Raw genomic sequence first — 17,056 nt, forward strand, 5'->3', positions numbered from 1 at the left:
CGGTCCCACCACCGTCCCTGGCAAGGTGTAGAGGCCGGACAGGCGCATGTTGCATAATTCATACACTGCTCGGGAAACCCGCCAGAATACGCATTTTCTTGCATGAACGCCGATACGTAAATCCGAAAGTTTAGATGTGAACCATCTACCACGATGCTTTTCGGTGACACAGGCCGATGATGTCATCAGATGCATCCTCAAAGTAAATCTCAGATTAGGAAACGATTAACACCTCAACTAACATGGATTGCATAGACCGGCCAAGAACGGCACTCTTCTGCTCAAGATGCGGGCCGGGGATCACTCCACGGTAAATCCGAGCATCGTAAGCAAGGGTCGGGAAGAGGACATAGCCATGACGATTCGCAACGCGGCTCTGGCGGGAATTTCTACCGTGCTCCTGACCCTGACGGCGGGGGGAGCCCTGGCCGGCGCGTTCGGTATACGCGAACAGAGCACCCTTGCCCAAGGTCAGGCTTTCGCCGGTGCGGCGTCCGGCTCCGGCGGCGTCTCGTCGATGTTCTGGAACCCGGCCACGATCACTATGAACCCCGGCTGGGTCAGCGAGCAGAATCTTAGCTTCATCAACCTCTCCTCCAAGATCACCCCGACCGACGGCACCTCGCCGTTATTCGCGCCACTGGGCGGCAGCGGCGACATCGGCCAGGGAGCCGTGATTCCGGCCGGCGCCACCTCCTATCAGCTCACCGACAGGCTCTGGATCGGCATCCAGACCGGCGCTCCGTTCGGCCTCGTGACCAAGCCTCGCGATGACTGGGCTGGCGAAGTCTACGGACGGTCGAGCCGCATCTTCTCGCTCTCGTTCAACCCGACCATCGGCTTCAAGGTCAACGAGTGGCTCTCGATCGCCGCCGGGCCGAACATCGAGTATTTCCGCCTGACCCTTCGCCAGGCTTTCCCGCTCTCGTTCAGCCCGCTCATCGCCCCCAACGCGTCGCTCAAGGGAGAATCCTGGGGCGTCGGCTTCACGGCGGGCGTGCTCATCACCCCCTGGGCGGGGACGGCTTTGGGCGTCGGCTATCGCTCCTCCGTGCATCACGACATCGAAGGCGCCTTCATCTTGCCGGGGCCGGCGGCCTTCCTGAGCCAGCAGGTGACCGCCAACCTCAACACCCCGGAAAAGCTGAGCGTCGGCCTGACCCAGGCCGTCAGCCCGGTCGCCCGTGTCAATCTCGGTTTCGAGTGGGACAATTGGTCGAGGCTCGGCGATGTCGGCATCGTCGGCCGCACCACCGGCGGCATCGCGACCACGCTGCCCCTGAACTACAAGGACGGCTACACCTATTCCGTCGGCGGCGAGTACGATTGGTCGCCGGCCCTCACTGTCCGGGCCGGTCTCGCCTACGAACAATCGCCCATCGATTTCTCGAACCGCTCGGTGCGGCTGCCCGACAGCGACCGCTTCAACGTCTCGCTCGGCGGCAGCTATCGCTGGAGCGAGAAGCTGACCCTGAACATCGCGTATTCCCACCTCTTCCTCGTGGGCGATTCGAAGCTCCTCGCTGGGCCGGGCCGCGACTACAACTTCCGCGACATCCCTTTCGCGGCCGATACGAGCGGCAGCGCGGACATCGTTTCGGTAGGCTTCCGCTACGTCTTCGGAACGCCGGCCGCTCCGATCGCTCCCGCGCCGCTGGTGCGGAAATTCTGAGGGTCCTCGACCGGAACACCGCGGCTTTGAGGAGATCTTCCCCCCTCGACCTCATCCTGAGGTGCAGCGATAGCCGCCCCGAAGGAGCCCTCCAGACACCGTTGCGCGAACTGGAGGGCTCCCTCGAAGCCTACGCTCCGTCACCTCAGAATGAGGTGACGGGGATTCGAAAAAAGGCAGTCGAACACCTGTCAGCCGGCTGCACGAGCCACCGACGGTCGCGTTCTCGACCCGGTCATTCGATCCGATCACGCCTTCATGCGGACATAGGTCCCGGGCGCCGGCCCGAGGGAGGCGAGGCCTCCTTCTCCCGGAATCCGGGCAGGCACGCGGGCGGGCGCCTGCTTCTCCAGCCATTCGAACCAGTAGGGCCACCACGACCCCTTGTGCTCGGTCGCCGCCGAAATCCAGTCCTCCAGGCGCCCTTTGGCCGCCCCGCCGGTCCAGTACCCGTATTTCGGCTTGGAAGGCGGGTTGACCACGCCGGCGATGTGACCCGACCCGGCCAGCACGTAGTCGACCGGCCCGCCGAACTTGGATGACCCTTCGAAGACCGAGATGGCGGGGGCGATGTGATCCTCGCGGGTGGCGAGGTTGAAGATCGGCACCTTCACCTTCTTCAGGTCGAGACGCACGTTCCCGAGGATCATGCGGCCTTGAGCGAGGGTGTTATCGAGGTAGCAATTGCGCAGGTAGAACGAATGGTTGGCCGCTGGCATCCGCGTGGCGTCCGCGTTCCAGTAGAGGAGGTCGAAGGCCGAGGGCGTCTGCCCCTTCACGTAGTTGTTGACCACGTAGGACCAGATCAGGTCGTTCGGGCGCAGCATGTTGAAGGCGGCCGCCATGCCGGAGCCTTCGAGGTAGCCGCGTTTCTTCATGCGGGCTTCGATGCCGCGAATCTGCTCCTCGTCGGCGAAGACCTTCAGATCGCCGGCATGGGTGAAATCCACCTGCGTCGTCAGGAAGGTGGCGCTCTTGATCCGCTTGTTGCCGGTGGCCGCCTGCATGGCCAGGGTCACCGCCAGCAGAGTGCCGCCGACGCAATATCCTGCCGCCGCGACCTCGCTCTCGCCGGTGGCGACACCGATCGCGTCGATGGCCGCCTCGATGCCCTCGCGCATGTAGCTCTCGAAATCCTTGTCGGCATGGCGCTCGTCGGGGTTCACCCACGAGATGCAGAAGACCGTGAGGCCCTGCGACACCATCCAGCCGATGAGGCTTTTCGACGGATTGAGATCGAGGATGTAGAACTTGTTGATCCAGGGCGGCACGATCAGGAACGGGCGCTTCAGCACCGTCTCGGTGGTCGGCGAATACTGGATCAGTTCCATCAGGTCGTTGCGGAACACCACCTCGCCGGGGGACACGGCGACGTTGACGCCGACCTCGAACCCGGACGGATCGGTCTGGCGGACGCGCAGCTGACCTTTACCGGCCTCGATATCCTCCGCGAGCATCTTCATACCGCGCACGAGATTGGCGCCGTTCTCCTTCAGCGTGTGCCGAATCAGTTCGGGATTGGTCATCACGAAATTGGTCGGCGAGAGCGCGCCGACGATCTGCCGAAGGTAGAACTGCGCCTTGTGGCGCGTATGCTCGTCGATCCCGTCGGCCTCGTCGACGAGCTCCTCGGCCCAGCGGGAGGTGATGAGGTAGCTCTGCTTGATGAAGTCGAAGATCGGGTTGGTGGACCATTCCGCATGTTTGAAGCGGTTGTCCTTCGCCTCGGGCAGAGCCACGGGTGGGGCCTCCTCGCCCTGGAGGCGATGCCAGGTCGAGCCCCACAGGGTGATGAACGCGTCGCTGAGCTTCTTCTGGGCTTCGAGGGACTTCTGCGGATCGACCATCCAACGCTCGGCGACGGTGCCGAGGGTCTTGACGACGTCGTTGACCTCTTCCGGGGGCTTGGCCAGTTCGGGGTCGAGCGGGTCGGCCTGGCTGATCGGCTTCATGTAGGCGCCGGCCGTCCGGGTGAACTCCTCGATCAGCAACGTCGCGTTGCGGGACAAGGCGTCGATATTGGGAAGCGGTGTCGTCCTGTCGGTCGTCACGCGTGGATTTCCCTTCTATTCCGTGGGACGGCCCGGCCGAACCGTCCTCGTTCTCGACAAATTAACGCGGCACCTCGACTTTCCGCCAGGGCGCGGCTTACGTTTCAGGTCATTATGTCAGAGCCTTCATCACGGAATCACAGGCGGTGCGGCTTTGCTCCGCGCTTCGCCCTCGTCCTCGGCGGACTTCTCGCCGCAGGAGGATGCTCCGGCGACCTCAACGCCATGCGCGGCGCCTATACGCTCGCCGGCGGAGGGCCGAAGGATGTGAAGGCTCCCGACTTCGTGGTGCAGTCCCGCAAGACCGACGCCGATTACCTGCCCGTCGGCGTCGCGGCGCCCGCCAGACCCATCAGCGCCCGCACCGCCGAGGGGACCAAGAGTTTGGAGAACGATCTGATGGGCGCTCGTGGGCGTAACGAGGCCAAGGGCCGCGCCGCCGAGAGCGCCGCCCGCGCCACCGGCCAGATCCAGCCTGCACAATAACGGTCGGCTCCGGGCCGCCGAAATGGTAGACAGGCCGACCACGTCAGAGTGATGACAGTTTTGAACGCGCGAATCATGCGATTCGCGCATCGGACCCCGTGAAGCCCATGACCGATTTTCACCGCATCAAGCGCCTGCCCCCCTACGTGTTCGAGCAGGTCAACCGGATCAAGGCCCAGGCGCGCGCCAATGGCGCCGACATCATCGATCTCGGCATGGGCAATCCCGATCTCGACGCCCCGCGTCATGTCATCGCCAAGCTGGTGGAGACGGCCGGCCGGCCGCGCACGGACCGCTATTCGTCCTCGAAGGGCATCGCGGGTCTGCGCCGCGCCCAGGCGAATTATTACAAGCGCCGCTTCGGCGTGAGCCTTAACCCCGACACGCAGGTGGTGGCGACGTTGGGCTCCAAGGAGGGCTTCGCCAACATGGCGCAGGCGATCACCGCGCCTGGCGACGTCGTGCTGGTGCCGAATCCGAGCTACCCGATCCACGCCTTCGGCTTCCTGATGGCGGGCGGCGTGATCCGCTCCGTGCCGGCCGAGCCGACCCCGGCCTTCTTCCCGGCCGTGGAAAAGGCCATGCAGCACTCGATCCCGAAGCCGGTGGCGATCGTGGTCTGCTACCCTTCGAACCCCACAGCCTACGTCGCGAGCCTCGATTTCTACCGGGACCTCGTCGCCTTCGCCAAGCGCCACGAGATCATCATCCTGTCGGACCTCGCCTATGCGGAGGTCTATTTCGACGGCGAGCCGCCACCCTCCGTTCTGGAAGTGCCGGGCGCGATCGACTGCACGGTGGAATTCACCTCGCTCTCGAAGACCTTCTCCATGGCCGGCTGGCGCATGGGCTTCGCTGTCGGCAACGAGCGCTTGCTCGCGGCGCTGACCCGCGTGAAATCCTACCTCGATTACGGTGCCTTCACGCCGATCCAGGTCGCGGCGACGGCTGCCCTGAACGGGCCGGAAGATTGCATCGTCGAGATGCGCGGGATCTACAAGAAGCGCCGGGACGCGCTGATCGAGTCGTTCGACAAGACCGGCTGGAAGATCCCGAGCCCGTCGGCGTCGATGTTCGCCTGGGTGCCGATTCCGGAAAAGTATCAGAGCCTCGGCAGCCTGGAATTCTCCAAGCTGCTTCTCGAGAAGTCGGACGTCGCGGTGGCGCCGGGTATCGGTTTCGGCGAACACGGCGACAATTACGTCCGTATCGCGCTGGTCGAGAACGAGCAGCGCATCCGTCAGGCGGCCCGCAATATTCGCCGTTTCTTCGAGACGTCCGACCGCACGCTGCACAACGTCGTGCCGTTGACCAAAGCGGGCTGACGCATCGGAGACGATGTTGCGGGGAGGAGACAGGTCGCGCCAAAGCGGCCGGTGACCCTCTCATGTGCTTGTCACATGCCGTCCCGGTGAGCAGGGTCGCGGAATGTCGCCTGCCACCGAGGATCGTATGCGCGGATTGACCCTGACCGTCGCGCTGCTGCTGGCCGGATCGGCCGGTGCTTGCGCGCCGAACCCGATCGTCGCGCGTGACCCCGTTCCCGCGCCCGAGCCGGGCCTGAGCTATGTCTGCGATTCTCGGCCCTTCGTCCTGAATGCGGTCGTCAGCAATTGCGAACCAGTTCATCGCGAGCCGCAGGTCGTGCTTCGTTCCAAGGGCTGATCCGCCCGGACGGAGCACCCTTTCATGGAAAAAGGCCGGAGCATCGCTCCGGCCTTTTCTTTTCAGAGGGCGATCAACTCTCTCCTAAAACGGTCGGACCTTGCCTCAGCGGGCGGCCGGCGCCGGGCTCACGGGGCGCGGTGCCGCGCTCGGATCGTTGGTCGTCATACCGGGAGTGGCCGGCACGGCATTGCCCGGTGCCATGCGGGCACCCGGTGCGGTCGCGGTTCCGGTGGTCGCCGGGCCGGCCTCGAGGCTGTCCCCCTTGCCCACGACACCCGACTTCGAACCGGCGGCGTTGGTGCCGTGGCTCTCGGGCATGCCGGTCTGTGCGAAGGCGGCACCGGACAGGGCAACGACAAGGGTGGCAGCGGCGGCAGAAATCTTGATGGCGGTCACGTTGGGCTCCTTGTTGGATGCGCTTGAAGATCGCGCTTGAGAGGTCAACGCGGCGCGTCCGGCTCGGTTGCCCCAGGGATCGGACGCCCATCCCGAGCCCGGAGGGCGGACGTGAAAAAGTTGCGGCTTGGCGCGCCAATGACACGGACAGGCAACCTCTCCTGAGTCATGGTAGGAGCAAGAGCGGCCGCGGCCGCATGTGAACACCGCGACGGAGCGACCCGTGCAGCATCTCTCGACATTCGCCGCCGCCGGCCTGATCGGCCTCGGCCTGTCCATCGCCACCGGCGCGGTCGCCCAGACCTCCTATACGGCCTCGCATGGCCCCTACATCCTGCCGACGGACCGGGCGACGGGCCGTCCCGTCCCTGACGATGCGCGCGCGATTCCCGTGCCGAGCGTCATGAATGGCGGCGGGTTCGGCCTCAGCGGCAACAGCTATTTCGAGGATTCACCGACGGAAGGTCCGCTGAACGGACGCAAGCGGCCGCACGAATTCGTCCTGGCCCCGGCGCGCGTCGCGCCCCCCGCCTACGGGCGCTGACCTCTATTCCCCATCCGCCCGCGATCTGACCAGACGATCCACGAGGGCCGACGCGGCGAGGCCCGCCGCATAGGCGACGAGGTTCCAGGGCGAGAAGACCCGTCCGAGCAAAAGAGCACCGGCGAGCGTCAGCCTGAAAGCGTCGAGCGCTGGCGTATGGATGAGGCGGGAGAGTTCGACCAAGAGGGCGATCGTCCCGGCAACGATGAGAATAGCCCTCGTGCGCCGGCCCGGCAGCAGCACCGCGACCAGGCAATAGACCATAGCGCCCCATAGGGCTGAGCCGCCGTATTTTACGATCCCCGAGGGCAGTCCGACAGGGACGAAGCGGAGGGTCAATCCCGCGCCGATGATGGCGAGGCCGGCAGCGAGATAGAGCGCGCGTGCCCGCATGCGGCCGGTGGATCTGGAAGCGATGTTTGGCGCCATGCGTTCGCAGCGTCTCGGATCGTGACGGATAAGGAAGACGGGCGCCGCCGTTTACACCGGGCAGGCGTCTCGGTATCACCCGCGCTCACACGCCGAGCCCCATACCTTCACTACGAGCCGAAACACCAGATGCGCGCCGAGATCGAACAACTCTCGGATGCCGCCAAGCAGTCGATCGGACTGCTGAGGAGGCATCTTTGACTGGGATACCGTCGAGAAACGACTCGCGGAGCTGAATGCGGCTTCCGAAGACCCCGACCTCTGGAACGATGCGGAGGCGGCGCAGAAGGTCATGCGTGAGCGCGGCGCCCTCGAAGAGGCCGTGGCTGCGATCAGAAAACTTGCCCAAGATCTGGACGATGCCGTCACGCTGATCGAGCTCGGCGAGATGGAAGGCGACCAGGACACCATTCTCGAGGGCGAGAATGGCGTTCGCGCCGTCGAGAAGGAGGCTGCGCGCCGCCAGATCGAGACCCTCCTGTCCGGCGAAGCCGATGGCCTCGACACCTATGTCGAGGTCCATGCCGGGGCCGGTGGCACCGAGAGCCAGGACTGGGCGAACATGCTCCAGCGCATGTACGGCCGCTGGGCCGAGCGCCGGAAGTACAAGGTCGACATCGTCGAATGGTCGGATGGCGACGAGGCCGGGATCAAGGGCGCCACGCTCATGGTCAAGGGCCACAACGCCTATGGCTGGCTCAAGACGGAATCCGGCGTTCACCGCCTCGTTCGGATCTCGCCTTACGATTCCAGCGCGCGCCGGCATACCAGCTTCGCCAGCGTCCGGGTCTATCCGGTGATCGATGACCGCATCGTCATCGAGATCAAGGAATCGGATTGCCGCATCGACACCTATCGCTCGTCGGGCGCCGGTGGCCAGCACGTGAACACGACCGATTCGGCCGTGCGCATCACCCACAACCCGACCGGGATCGTGGTGGCGTGCCAGCAGGAGCGGTCCCAGCACAAGAACCGGGCCACCGCCTGGAACATGCTGCGCGCCCGGATGTACGAGGCCGAGCTCAAGAAACGCGAAGAGAAGGCCAACGCCGAGAACGCGGCCAAGACCGATATCGGTTGGGGCCACCAGATCCGGTCCTACGTGCTGCAGCCGTATCAGCTGGTGAAGGACCTGCGCACGGGCACCCAGTCGACCGATCCCGATGAAGTGCTGGACGGTGCGCTCGATCCCTTCATGGAAGCGTCGCTGGCCCAGCGCGTCTATGGCGGAGCCGGCGAGGTCGAGGACATCGACTGATCCTCGCTTGCCTTCAGATGTGCGCTCCTAGCGGGCGGCGAGGAACTGCGCGTCCGATCCGCTGAGGACGCGCAGGAAACGCAGCGGGTCCACGGGCTCGCCGTCGATTCTCGTCTCATAATGCAGGTGGCTTCCCGTCGAGCGTCCGGTGGAGCCGACGCGGCCGATGGCGGCTTCGGCCTCGACCCATTCTCCGGGCCCGACCGAGACCGACGAGAGATGGGCGTAGCGGGTGACGAGCCCGTTGCCGTGGTCGAGTTCGACCATGTTGCCATAGCCGCCGCTGTAATCTGCGACCGTCACCCGGCCGGCCGCCGTCGCGCGCGCGCTTTCCCCGAACTCGGCCTTCATGTCGAGGCCGGTATGCAGGGCGAGCCCGCGCGTGAACGGATCGAGACGCGGTCCGAAACCGCTCGACAGGCTGTACTTGCCGGTCAGGGGCTGCCGGACGGGGAGGGCGGATGCGATGCGGCGCAGGCGGTCTTCCTCGCCGAGAGCCCGCTGAACCTGTCCGACCGCGATGCCGAACGGATCGGCAGAGAGCGGCACGAGCGGCCCGCCAATGCCCGCCTCGCGCTGGCGCTCGAAACGCTGCGGGTCGAGGCCGGCCCGGAACACGATGTCGCGCAGGCGCTGGGACCCACGGATCGCGCGCACGCCCAACCCGTCCAGGGTTCGGATCTGGTCCGCTCCCAGTCGATCGAGGCGCTGGTCGAGCGCCGCCAGAACCTGCTCGCTCTTCCGCAGGGATTGGCGGCCGGGCTGTCCGTCAGTGTCGCGCGAGCGCAGTTCGAGTGCATCCGGAGTGGGAAACGGCTTCGGCACCGACTTGCGCAATGGCGCGGCAAACGACTTGGCAACGGGATCGGCCACCGGACCGGCATAGCCGAGGGCCCCGGTCTCGACTGGATCGTCAACGCCGATCTGGTCGGCGGCAATGATTGGGCGTTGCGCCTCGCCGGCGAGAAGCGCGAGCTGGGCCTGACGCTTCTCCACCACGGCCTGACGTTGCGAGAGATCGGCGATGCGCGCGGCGATGCCCTCACGCGTCGCCAGATGCTCCATCGTCGCCCGGTCGAGCTGAAGCCTGAGGGCTCCGATCCGCTCCTCGTACCCGTATTGGAGGGCGGTCTGCTGGGACACGAACCGGGCCAGCACCTCGTCGTGGAACACCAAGTACCACGTGGCGCCCCCGGCCCAGAGCGTGGCGATCGCCAGCCCGCAGGCCAAAGTCGGCACGAGGCGCCGCCCGGCTTTCGGCAAGCGCAACCCTCCGGCGATAGGTGACGACAGGCGCATACGGGCAACCCCAATCCAACTCGCGCCATTGGAGGGGATCAGGGTTAAAGAAGCGCAAAATCGCGCGTCAGGGGATTAGCCATGATGCCGAAGGGGGACAGCTTTCAGGCGAGGGCGCGCGCGGCCGCCAGGACCTCCTCGGCATGGCCGGGAACCTTCACCTTCGGCCAGATCCGGGCGATGCGGCCCTCCGCGTCGATCAGCACGGTGGTGCGCTCGACGCCCATATATTTGCGGCCGTACATGCTCTTCTCGACCCACACGCCGTAGGCTTCGAGCATCGCCTTGCTCTCGTCCGAGGCGAGCGGGAAGGTCAGGTCGTATTTGGCCCGGAACTTGTCATGGCTCTTCACCGAATCGGGTGAAACGCCCACCACGACGGCACCGGCTTCCGCAAAGGCGTCGCCAAGAGCGTTGAACCCCTGCGCCTCCAGGGTGCACCCGCTGGTATCGTCCTTGGGGTAGAAATAGAGTACGACCTTGCGACCCAAGAGCGCATCGAGACTGATCTCCGCGCCGCCCGCTCCGGGCAACGTGAAGGCGGGAGCTTGATCTCCGGTGTCGAGAGGCATGATGCCTTCCTTTCGGCCGATTGATAGTGTGCCACAAGAGGCGTTGATCGGGGGGTGCACGTAACCCCTCGGCTGAGGACCGAAAGATTGCCGGGTCAAGGCAACCCCGAATCCCGGACACCCGCTCGATAGCGTGAGCGGCCCGTCCGATCCAGCGGCTCAAGGATCGATGAACCAGGACACGGCCACAGGTTTGCGACGGGGCAGGTCGCGCCGCCGGCGGCGCCCGCTGCTATGGTGCTCGGTCGTGCTCGTGGTCGCCCTGACGCTCGCCGTTACCGGCGCGTTCTGGCGTCTGACCAACGGTCCCCTGCGCATCGACGGCATGTCCGAACGCGTGGCCTCGGCCATCGCGGGCAGCATCGGCCCTGGCTGGCGGGTGGACCTGCGCGACAGCACCGTCGAGCTCGATTCCGAGAATTCCCTGGCGCTTCAGGTCGCCGGCCTCGACATCCACAACCCGGACGGCGCCCTTGTGCTGCGCGCTCCCATGGCGGTGGTGAGCCTGGATACCTGGGGTCTGCTGCGCCTCGCCGTCCAGCCGAGGGCCATCGAGTTCCGCGATCTGCAGATGACGGCCCTGGTCCACCGCGACGGGTCCATCGCCTTCGCCGGTTCCGATCCGGCCCATGCCGCGGCGGAGCCTCATACGCTGCCCAGCGTGGATAGTGCCCGAGGAACCTCGTCGCCGATCTCGGCCGCCATCGCTTCGATCTTCGGCATCGTCCTCGATCCGGCCGGCGTGGTCGGAGCCCTCGACCGGGCGCGGATCACGAACGGTCGCCTGACGCTGATCGACGACGACGCCCGCCAGCGCGGGGTGTTCGAGCATGTGAACGGTCTGTTCCGGCGCGACGCGGTGCGGGACTCCCGCGTGTTCGAGCTGCGCATCGACGGCCCTCACGGGGAATGGCGCTTCGGCGGTGACCTGCACGAGGGCGGCGAAGGAAAGCGCAACGGCATCATCACCCTGGACGATCTGCCGGTCACCGATCTCCTCCTCCTCTCGGGGCAATCGAAACTGCCGATCGAGACCGACCTGAAGGTCTCGGCCAAAGCGGAAGTAGGCCTCGACCAGGGCCGGATCGAAACCCTGAAAGCGACGGTGAAGACCAGCGATGGCAATTTCCTCATCGAGGAAAAGGACTTCAACCCGGTCACCATCGAGAGCCTGACCGCCTCGGTCAGTTGGGACGAGGCCAAGCGGGTTCTGAACCTCGACAGCATCGATTATCTCGGAGCCGGCAACGCGGTGCATCTCGCCGGCGTCTGGACCGCGAGCCCGGTGAGGGGCCCCACGGCCTGGACCCTGGCCCTCGCGGGCAAGGATGCGATCCTGCGCGGCGCCGCCAGGACCGACAAGCCGGTCAAGCTCGATGCCCTCTCGGCCCATGTCACGGGGCGGGATGGCGGCATGTCCATCGACGAGTTCACCGTGGCGGGAGCTGGTGGAGCCACCGGCCGGGTCACCGGTACGGTGGACACCAGCGCTGACGAGGGCGGCCTCACACTGAAGATCAATGCGGCCCACACCGATGGGCGCATGGCCCTGCGCCTGTGGCCGGAACATATCGCTCCGCCCGCCCGCGAATATCTGGTGGACAACCTCCAGGGCGGCCTCGTGGACAAGGTCGACATCACCGTGGACATGAGCGGCAGTGAGCTTGCCGCCGCGACGCGTGGCGAGCCGATGCCGGACAGCGCCATCCATATCGATTTCGCCGTCTCTAACGCCACGCTGGCGGTGAGCGAGGGCGCTCCCCCCCTAAGCCGCGGCCGTGTGACGGGGACCATCACCGGCCTGACCACGAACATCCGCGGCGTCACCGCCGACATCAAGATGCCGGACGACCGGACGCTCTACATCACGGACGGCTCGTTCGTGATCCCGAAGATCACGCCGGACACGGTCACCGCTGAGATCGGCCTCAAGCTCGGCGGCGGCGCGGACGCCCTCGTCGCCCTGCTCCAGACCAAGATGTTCAAGAACCTCACCGGGGTCGAGATCGACCCGGCTTCGGTCAAGGGCAATGCCGATCTGCGCATCGACTTCCCGCTCAACCTCAAGCGCATCCCCGAATTGCCGGACCTTCCCGTGAGCCTCACCGGAACCCTGAACGACCTCGCCGTCGAGAAGGCCTTCGGTAAGGAGAAGCTGGAGAACGGCCGCTTCGCCGTTACCTACGAACGGGGCGGTTTCACCCTGAAGGGCGACGGCCGGGTCCTCGGCTCGCCGCTCACCCTCGACCTGCGCCAACCGAAGGCGGGCGCACCGGGCGAGGTCAACGCGACGCTCCTCCTCGACGAAGCCCTGCGGGCGAGGCGAGGCCTGCCGGTGGCCCCGCAACTCGCCGGGCCGATCCCGCTAAAGATCAATCTCGCGATCGGAAAGGGGAGCCCGGCGCGCTCACCCATCCGCATGGAAGCGGATCTGTCCCGCGCCTCCATCGATGGCCTGATTCCGGGCTTCGTCAAACCGGCCGGCAAGCCGGGGCGCGTCAGCTTCGTCATGACAGAGGTCAGCCCGGGCGGGGCCATGGACCTGCGCGACATCGTCCTCGATGCCGGCAGCGCCAGCGCGCGCGGCACGGCGGCGATCAATGGCGACGGGCAATTCGACCGGGCCGACCTTTCGAGCTTCAAGCTCTCGCCCGGCGACGACATGCGCATCCAGATCGACCGCAGCGGCAACCTCTACAAGGTGGGCGTGAAAGGGGCCGTGGCCGATGCGCGGCCCTTCATGAAGTCGCTCGGAGCACCGGAGGGCAAGGCCGGCAAGGAAAGCGGCCGGGACCAGTCCAAGGAGATCGAGGCCGATATCAGCTTAGGCATCATCACCGGTTTCAACGGCGAGGCGCTGACCGGCGCCAGCGCGAAGCTCTCGATGAAGGGCAAGGATTTCCGCTCGGGCCGCCTGCAGGGCCGCTTCAACGGAGCTGGCTTCTCCGCCGTGGTGTCCCGCTCGGGTCGCAGCGATCCCTCGATCAACATCGAGACCACCGATGCCGGGGCGACCCTGCGTTTCGTCGATATCTACAAGCGCATGTATGGCGGGCGCCTCGTCCTCGGCAGCACCCTAGGCGATGGGCCGCAGACCGGCGTGGTCCAGATCCGCGATTTCATGCTGCGCAACGAACCCGCCCTGTCGAGCATCATGGCCCAGGGTCCGGCGACCAGCGAAGTCGTCGATGCCAAGGGCCGCAAGCAGATCATCCAGAATGCCGGCAACGACGTGAATTTCGACCGTCTGCGGGCGAACTTTACCCGCACCGGCAGCCGCGTCGACTTCACCGACGCCGCCATCTCCAACGCCGCCATGGGCTTCACCATGAGCGGCTATCTCGACACCGCCAAGGAACGCGCCGACATCAACGGCACCTTCGTCCCGCTCTACGGGCTGAACAACGTCGTCTCGCGCCTGCCGCTGTTCGGACAGCTTCTCGGCGGTGGGAACAACGAGGGCCTGTTCGCCCTGAATTTCCGGGTCTCGGGCCGCCTGTCCAAGCCGGATGTGAGTGTGAACCCGCTCTCCGCCCTGGCTCCCGGCATCCTGCGCCGTCTGTTCAGCGCCGGAGGGAATGACGGCTTTCCCGGCGCGACCTCCGCCGGAGAGACCGAACGCTGAGGTAGCCGGCCACGTCCTCCCTCTTCGGGCTACGGGATTCATACAGCTGCTTTTAGGCAGACCGCGTCCCTCTCCGCCTTGTGGGGAGGAGTGGGGGTGGCTCCGCCAGCCTCCGAAGGATCAGGGTCGCCCAACCAAGCCGCCCCCACTCCTCCCCACAAGCTCGGCGGACCTCGGGCAGGCCCGAGATCCACTGGAAAGGAGGGCAGGGCTGCGCAGCCCGCGAACTATGTGAATGCTCTAGCGCCGCCGGCGGGAGAGGGGGCGATCTCTCCGAACAACGTGCTCCCCTCATCCGACCCGCTTCGCGGGCCACCTTCCCCCGCAGAGGGGGGAAGGAGATGCGCCACACTTTCGAAAGCCCCGATCGAGGTTTTACCCTCGTCGCCTCACTCGACCCGGAGAAGCACGTGCTTCTTGCGGCCGAAGGAAAGCTTCACCACGCCATCCTGGCCGAGATCGGCTGTGGTCAGCACTGCCTTCTCGTCGGTGATCTGGACGTCGTTGACACGCAACCCGCCGCTCTTGATCTGGCGCCGCGCCTCGCTGGTGGAGGGGACGAGCTTAGCGTGGTCGGGACCGAAGGCCGAGAGCACGCCGAGACCGGCTTCCAGAACGGAGCGGGCGACGGTGACGCTCGGCAGGTCCTGCGCCACGGCGCCTTCCACGAAGGTCTTGCGGGCGGTCTCGGTGGCCGCGTCAGCCGCCTCGCGGCCGTGCATCAGGGCCGTTGCCTCGGTGGCCAGTACCTTCTTGGCCTCGTTGATCTCGGCGCCCTGAAGCGCCTGAAGCCGGGCGATCTCGTCCATCGGCAGCAGGGTGAACAGCTTGAGGAACCGAGCCACGTCGGCATCCTCGGTGTTGCGCCAGAACTGCCAGTAATCGTAGGGGCTGAGCATCCCGGCATCGAGCCAGACCGCTCCGGCCGCCGTCTTACCCATCTTCGCGCCGGACGCCGTGGTGAGCAGCGGACAGGTCAGGCCGTAAAGCTGCGGCGTGCCCATGCGGCGGCCGAGATCGATGCCGTTGACGATGTTCCCCCACTGGTCCGATCCGCCCATCTGCAGGATGCAGCCATACCGGCGGTTCAGCTCCACGAAATCGTAGGATTGCAGGATCATGTAGTTGAATTCGAGGAACGACAGTTCCTGATCGCGCTCCAGGCGCATCCGCACGCTGTCCATCGACATCATGCGGTTGACCGAGAAGTGACGCCCAATATCGCGCAGCATCTCGATGTAGTTGAGCTTGGTCAGCCACTCGGCGTTGTCGACCATGGTCGCGCCGTTGCCGCCGCCCCCGAAGGTCAGGAACCGCGAGAAGGTCTTCTGGATCCCGGCCTTGTTCTCCTCGATCTGCTCCAGCGTGAGGATTTTTCGCGACTCGTCCCGACCGGACGGGTCGCCGACGCGGGTGGTGCCGCCGCCCATCAGTGTGATCGGCGTGCCGCCCGTCTTCTGCAGCCAGTGCAGCATCATGATCGACAGCAGATGTCCCACATGCAGCGAGGCGGCCGTGCAATCGTAGCCGACATAGGTTGTCAGGCGGCCTTCCAGGGCCGCCGCGTCGATCCCGGCGAGATCCGATCCCTGGTGGATGTAGCCGCGCTCGGACAGAACCCGCAGGAAGTCGGATTTCGGCGCGAAGGTCTCAGGCTGGTTCGGCGTGGCGGTGGACATGCGGGGTTCCGGATTCGACTGGTCGCGGCGCGGGACAGGAGAAACGCCAGCGTGATAGCAGCAGGTCAAGTGACGCGCGGCTCTTAGCAGGGCTCACCGCGGAAGGCACGGGGCGTAAACGGCATGACCATGATGCGGGCGATCGGCCTGATGAGCGGCACCTCCCTCGACGGCGTCGACGTCGCCCTGATCGAGACCGACGGCGAAGACGTGAAGGTGGTCCGCAGCCATAACGGCTACCTCGAGCCGCTCGGCCCCACCGGCTATCGCGGCTATACCGACGAGGATCGTGAGCTGCTCCGCCGGGCGCTGTCCGATTCCGAGGCCGTGGTCGCGCGCGAGGACCGGCCCGGCTGCCTCGCGGAGGCGGAGACCTTCGTCACCGCGGCCCATGCGGAGGCGGTGGAGGCCTTCCTTGCGGATAACGGCCTCAGCGCTGCGGATATCGACGTCATCGGCTTCCACGGCCAGACCGTGGTCCACCGCCCCGACCAGCGCATGAGCGTGCAGATCGGCGACGGGGCCGCACTCAGCCGTCGTCTCGGCATCCCGGTCGTGTCGGACATGCGCCATGCCGATATCGCTGCGGGAGGGCAGGGGGCGCCGCTGGTGCCGGTCTTCCACAAGGCGCTCGCCAAGGCGGCGGGCTATGACGGCGCGCTCGGCATCCTCAACATCGGCGGGGTCGCTAATGCCACGCTCATCGCCTCCAACGGCGACGTCATCGCCTTCGATACCGGGCCCGGCAACGCCCTCATCGACGACTGGATGCGCGAGCGCACCGGCCGGCCCCTGGACGATGGCGGGCGCACGGCGGCGCGGGGACGGCCGGACGAGCCGCTCCTCGCCTGGCTCCTGACCCACCCGTTCTTCTTCCGCAGGCCTCCGAAATCACTGGACCGCAACTGGTTCTCGCACAAGCTCGCCGGCCAGCTGTCCACCGAGGACGGGGCGGCGACGCTCACAGCCTTCACCGCGCGGTCCGTTGCCCGTGCCCTCGACCACGCGCCGGAAATCCCCACGCGCTGGATCGTCGCCGGCGGCGGCGCCCGCAACGGCGAGCTGGTGCGGCTTCTGAACTACCACCTGCGCGCCGAGATCACGACGGCGGACGCCATCGGCTGGTCTTCGGCCTATCTCGAAGCCCAGGCCTTCGCGCATCTCGCCGTGCGCTCGCTGAAGGGCCTGCCGATCACCTTCCCGTCGACCACCGGCGTGCGGGAGGCGATGACCGGCGGGGTGCTGGCGCGGCCGGAGGCATGATACCAAGCCTCGCTGAATACCAAGTCTCGCTGAACCTGCCCCATAGGTCGGGTTCAGTGAGGTCCGGCGGATGACCGCCGCCGCGCCGTCGCGCGGGCAGACCTCGATGAGTCA

Annotated in this window: 14 protein-coding genes; 8 read left to right on the top strand and 6 right to left on the bottom strand. The window is 66.2% G+C overall.

Annotated features, from left to right (window positions below; genetic code table 11):
* Nucleotides 1–355: 355 nt before the first annotated feature.
* Nucleotides 356–1,672, top strand: coding sequence for an OmpP1/FadL family transporter (locus tag ACYQR9_RS12725; RefSeq protein ID WP_461226515.1), 1,317 nt, complete (start codon nt 356–358; stop codon nt 1,670–1,672).
* A gap of 248 nt (nt 1,673–1,920) precedes the next feature.
* Here ACYQR9_RS12725 and ACYQR9_RS12730 read toward each other — a convergent pair whose 3' ends face one another.
* Nucleotides 1,921–3,723 carry a PHA/PHB synthase family protein gene (locus tag ACYQR9_RS12730; protein ID WP_461226517.1) on the bottom strand — a complete coding sequence of 601 codons (1,803 nt, stop codon included), beginning with the start codon at nt 3,721–3,723 and terminating at the stop codon, nt 1,921–1,923.
* Between the two features lie 114 nt (nt 3,724–3,837).
* On the opposite strand from ACYQR9_RS12730, the gene ACYQR9_RS12735 reads away from it, so the two are divergent.
* From ACYQR9_RS12735 to ACYQR9_RS12745, 3 genes are all read left to right on the top strand, one after another.
* Nucleotides 3,838–4,209: a hypothetical protein gene (locus ACYQR9_RS12735; RefSeq protein WP_056423807.1), complete on the top strand. Its 372-nt coding sequence runs from the start codon at nt 3,838–3,840 to the stop codon at nt 4,207–4,209.
* Nucleotides 4,210–4,316: 107 nt separating this feature from the next.
* Complete coding sequence (locus ACYQR9_RS12740; protein ID WP_311274703.1) at nt 4,317–5,534, top strand: LL-diaminopimelate aminotransferase; 1,218 nt, start codon at nt 4,317–4,319, stop codon at nt 5,532–5,534.
* Nucleotides 5,535–5,661: 127 nt separating this feature from the next.
* Nucleotides 5,662–5,874, top strand: coding sequence for a hypothetical protein (locus ACYQR9_RS12745; RefSeq protein ID WP_056423810.1), 213 nt, complete (start codon nt 5,662–5,664; stop codon nt 5,872–5,874).
* Between the two features lie 105 nt (nt 5,875–5,979).
* Here the strand turns inward: ACYQR9_RS12745 and ACYQR9_RS12750 are convergent, their stop codons facing one another.
* On the bottom strand, nt 5,980–6,273 hold the full coding sequence (locus tag ACYQR9_RS12750; protein WP_461224513.1) for a hypothetical protein: 294 nt from the start codon (nt 6,271–6,273) through the stop codon (nt 5,980–5,982).
* 223 nt (nt 6,274–6,496) lie between these two features.
* Here ACYQR9_RS12750 and ACYQR9_RS12755 point away from each other — a divergent pair, with 223 nt between their 5' ends.
* A complete protein-coding gene (locus tag ACYQR9_RS12755) occupies nt 6,497–6,817 on the top strand; it encodes a hypothetical protein (protein WP_461226519.1) in 321 nt (106 codons plus the stop codon).
* A 3-nt stretch (nt 6,818–6,820) separates the two neighbouring features.
* Here the strand turns inward: ACYQR9_RS12755 and ACYQR9_RS12760 are convergent, their stop codons facing one another.
* The gene (locus ACYQR9_RS12760) at nt 6,821–7,246 is read right to left on the bottom strand and encodes a ribosomal maturation YjgA family protein (protein WP_461226521.1); all 426 of its coding nucleotides are present in this window, start codon (nt 7,244–7,246) and stop codon (nt 6,821–6,823) included.
* A 129-nt stretch (nt 7,247–7,375) separates the two neighbouring features.
* Between ACYQR9_RS12760 and prfB the strand changes: the two genes are divergently transcribed.
* Nucleotides 7,376–8,504, top strand: a protein-coding gene (gene prfB / locus ACYQR9_RS12765; protein ID WP_461226523.1) for a peptide chain release factor 2 whose coding sequence is annotated in 2 segments (ribosomal slippage) — nt 7,376–7,444 and nt 7,446–8,504 — 1,128 coding nt in all. Because the reading frame shifts where the segments join, the coding sequence is not laid out codon by codon here.
* 27 nt (nt 8,505–8,531) lie between these two features.
* On the opposite strand, the gene ACYQR9_RS12770 is transcribed toward prfB, so the two are convergent.
* Nucleotides 8,532–9,803, bottom strand: a complete 1,272-nt coding sequence (locus ACYQR9_RS12770) for a M23 family metallopeptidase (protein WP_461226525.1) — start codon at nt 9,801–9,803, stop codon at nt 8,532–8,534.
* A 104-nt stretch (nt 9,804–9,907) separates the two neighbouring features.
* Nucleotides 9,908–10,375: a peroxiredoxin gene (locus ACYQR9_RS12775; RefSeq protein ID WP_461226527.1), complete on the bottom strand. Its 468-nt coding sequence runs from the start codon at nt 10,373–10,375 to the stop codon at nt 9,908–9,910.
* A 169-nt stretch (nt 10,376–10,544) separates the two neighbouring features.
* Between ACYQR9_RS12775 and ACYQR9_RS12780 the strand changes: the two genes are divergently transcribed.
* Entirely contained in the window at nt 10,545–14,000 is a 3,456-nt protein-coding gene (locus ACYQR9_RS12780; RefSeq protein WP_461226529.1) for a YhdP family protein, read from the top strand.
* Between the two features lie 389 nt (nt 14,001–14,389).
* Here ACYQR9_RS12780 and tyrS read toward each other — a convergent pair whose 3' ends face one another.
* Nucleotides 14,390–15,679, bottom strand: coding sequence for a tyrosine--tRNA ligase (gene tyrS, locus ACYQR9_RS12785; RefSeq protein ID WP_207410485.1), 1,290 nt, complete (start codon nt 15,677–15,679; stop codon nt 14,390–14,392).
* A gap of 123 nt (nt 15,680–15,802) precedes the next feature.
* Between tyrS and ACYQR9_RS12790 the strand changes: the two genes are divergently transcribed.
* Nucleotides 15,803–16,942, top strand: a complete 1,140-nt coding sequence (locus ACYQR9_RS12790; RefSeq protein ID WP_207410483.1) for an anhydro-N-acetylmuramic acid kinase — start codon at nt 15,803–15,805, stop codon at nt 16,940–16,942.
* The last annotated feature ends 114 nt before the right edge of the window (nt 16,943–17,056 follow it).

The organism is Methylobacterium sp. CM6241, assembly GCF_054817845.1.

Bases quoted from the DNA above. Each gene is read 5' to 3' on its own strand.
- ACYQR9_RS12745 (WP_056423810.1), top strand. From the start codon at position 5,662: ATGCGCGGATTGACCCTGACCGTCGCGCTGCTGCTGGCCGGATCGGCC.
- ACYQR9_RS12760 (WP_461226521.1), bottom strand. From the start codon at position 7,246: ATGGCGCCAAACATCGCTTCCAGATCCACCGGCCGCATGCGGGCACGC.
- ACYQR9_RS12790 (WP_207410483.1), top strand. From the start codon at position 15,803: ATGACCATGATGCGGGCGATCGGCCTGATGAGCGGCACCTCCCTCGAC.
- ACYQR9_RS12770 (WP_461226525.1), bottom strand. From the start codon at position 9,803: ATGCGCCTGTCGTCACCTATCGCCGGAGGGTTGCGCTTGCCGAAAGCC.
- ACYQR9_RS12780 (WP_461226529.1), top strand. From the start codon at position 10,545: ATGAACCAGGACACGGCCACAGGTTTGCGACGGGGCAGGTCGCGCCGC.
- ACYQR9_RS12735 (WP_056423807.1), top strand. From the start codon at position 3,838: ATGTCAGAGCCTTCATCACGGAATCACAGGCGGTGCGGCTTTGCTCCG.
- ACYQR9_RS12725 (WP_461226515.1), top strand. From the start codon at position 356: ATGACGATTCGCAACGCGGCTCTGGCGGGAATTTCTACCGTGCTCCTG.
- ACYQR9_RS12775 (WP_461226527.1), bottom strand. From the start codon at position 10,375: ATGCCTCTCGACACCGGAGATCAAGCTCCCGCCTTCACGTTGCCCGGA.
- ACYQR9_RS12740 (WP_311274703.1), top strand. From the start codon at position 4,317: ATGACCGATTTTCACCGCATCAAGCGCCTGCCCCCCTACGTGTTCGAG.
- tyrS (WP_207410485.1), bottom strand. From the start codon at position 15,679: ATGTCCACCGCCACGCCGAACCAGCCTGAGACCTTCGCGCCGAAATCC.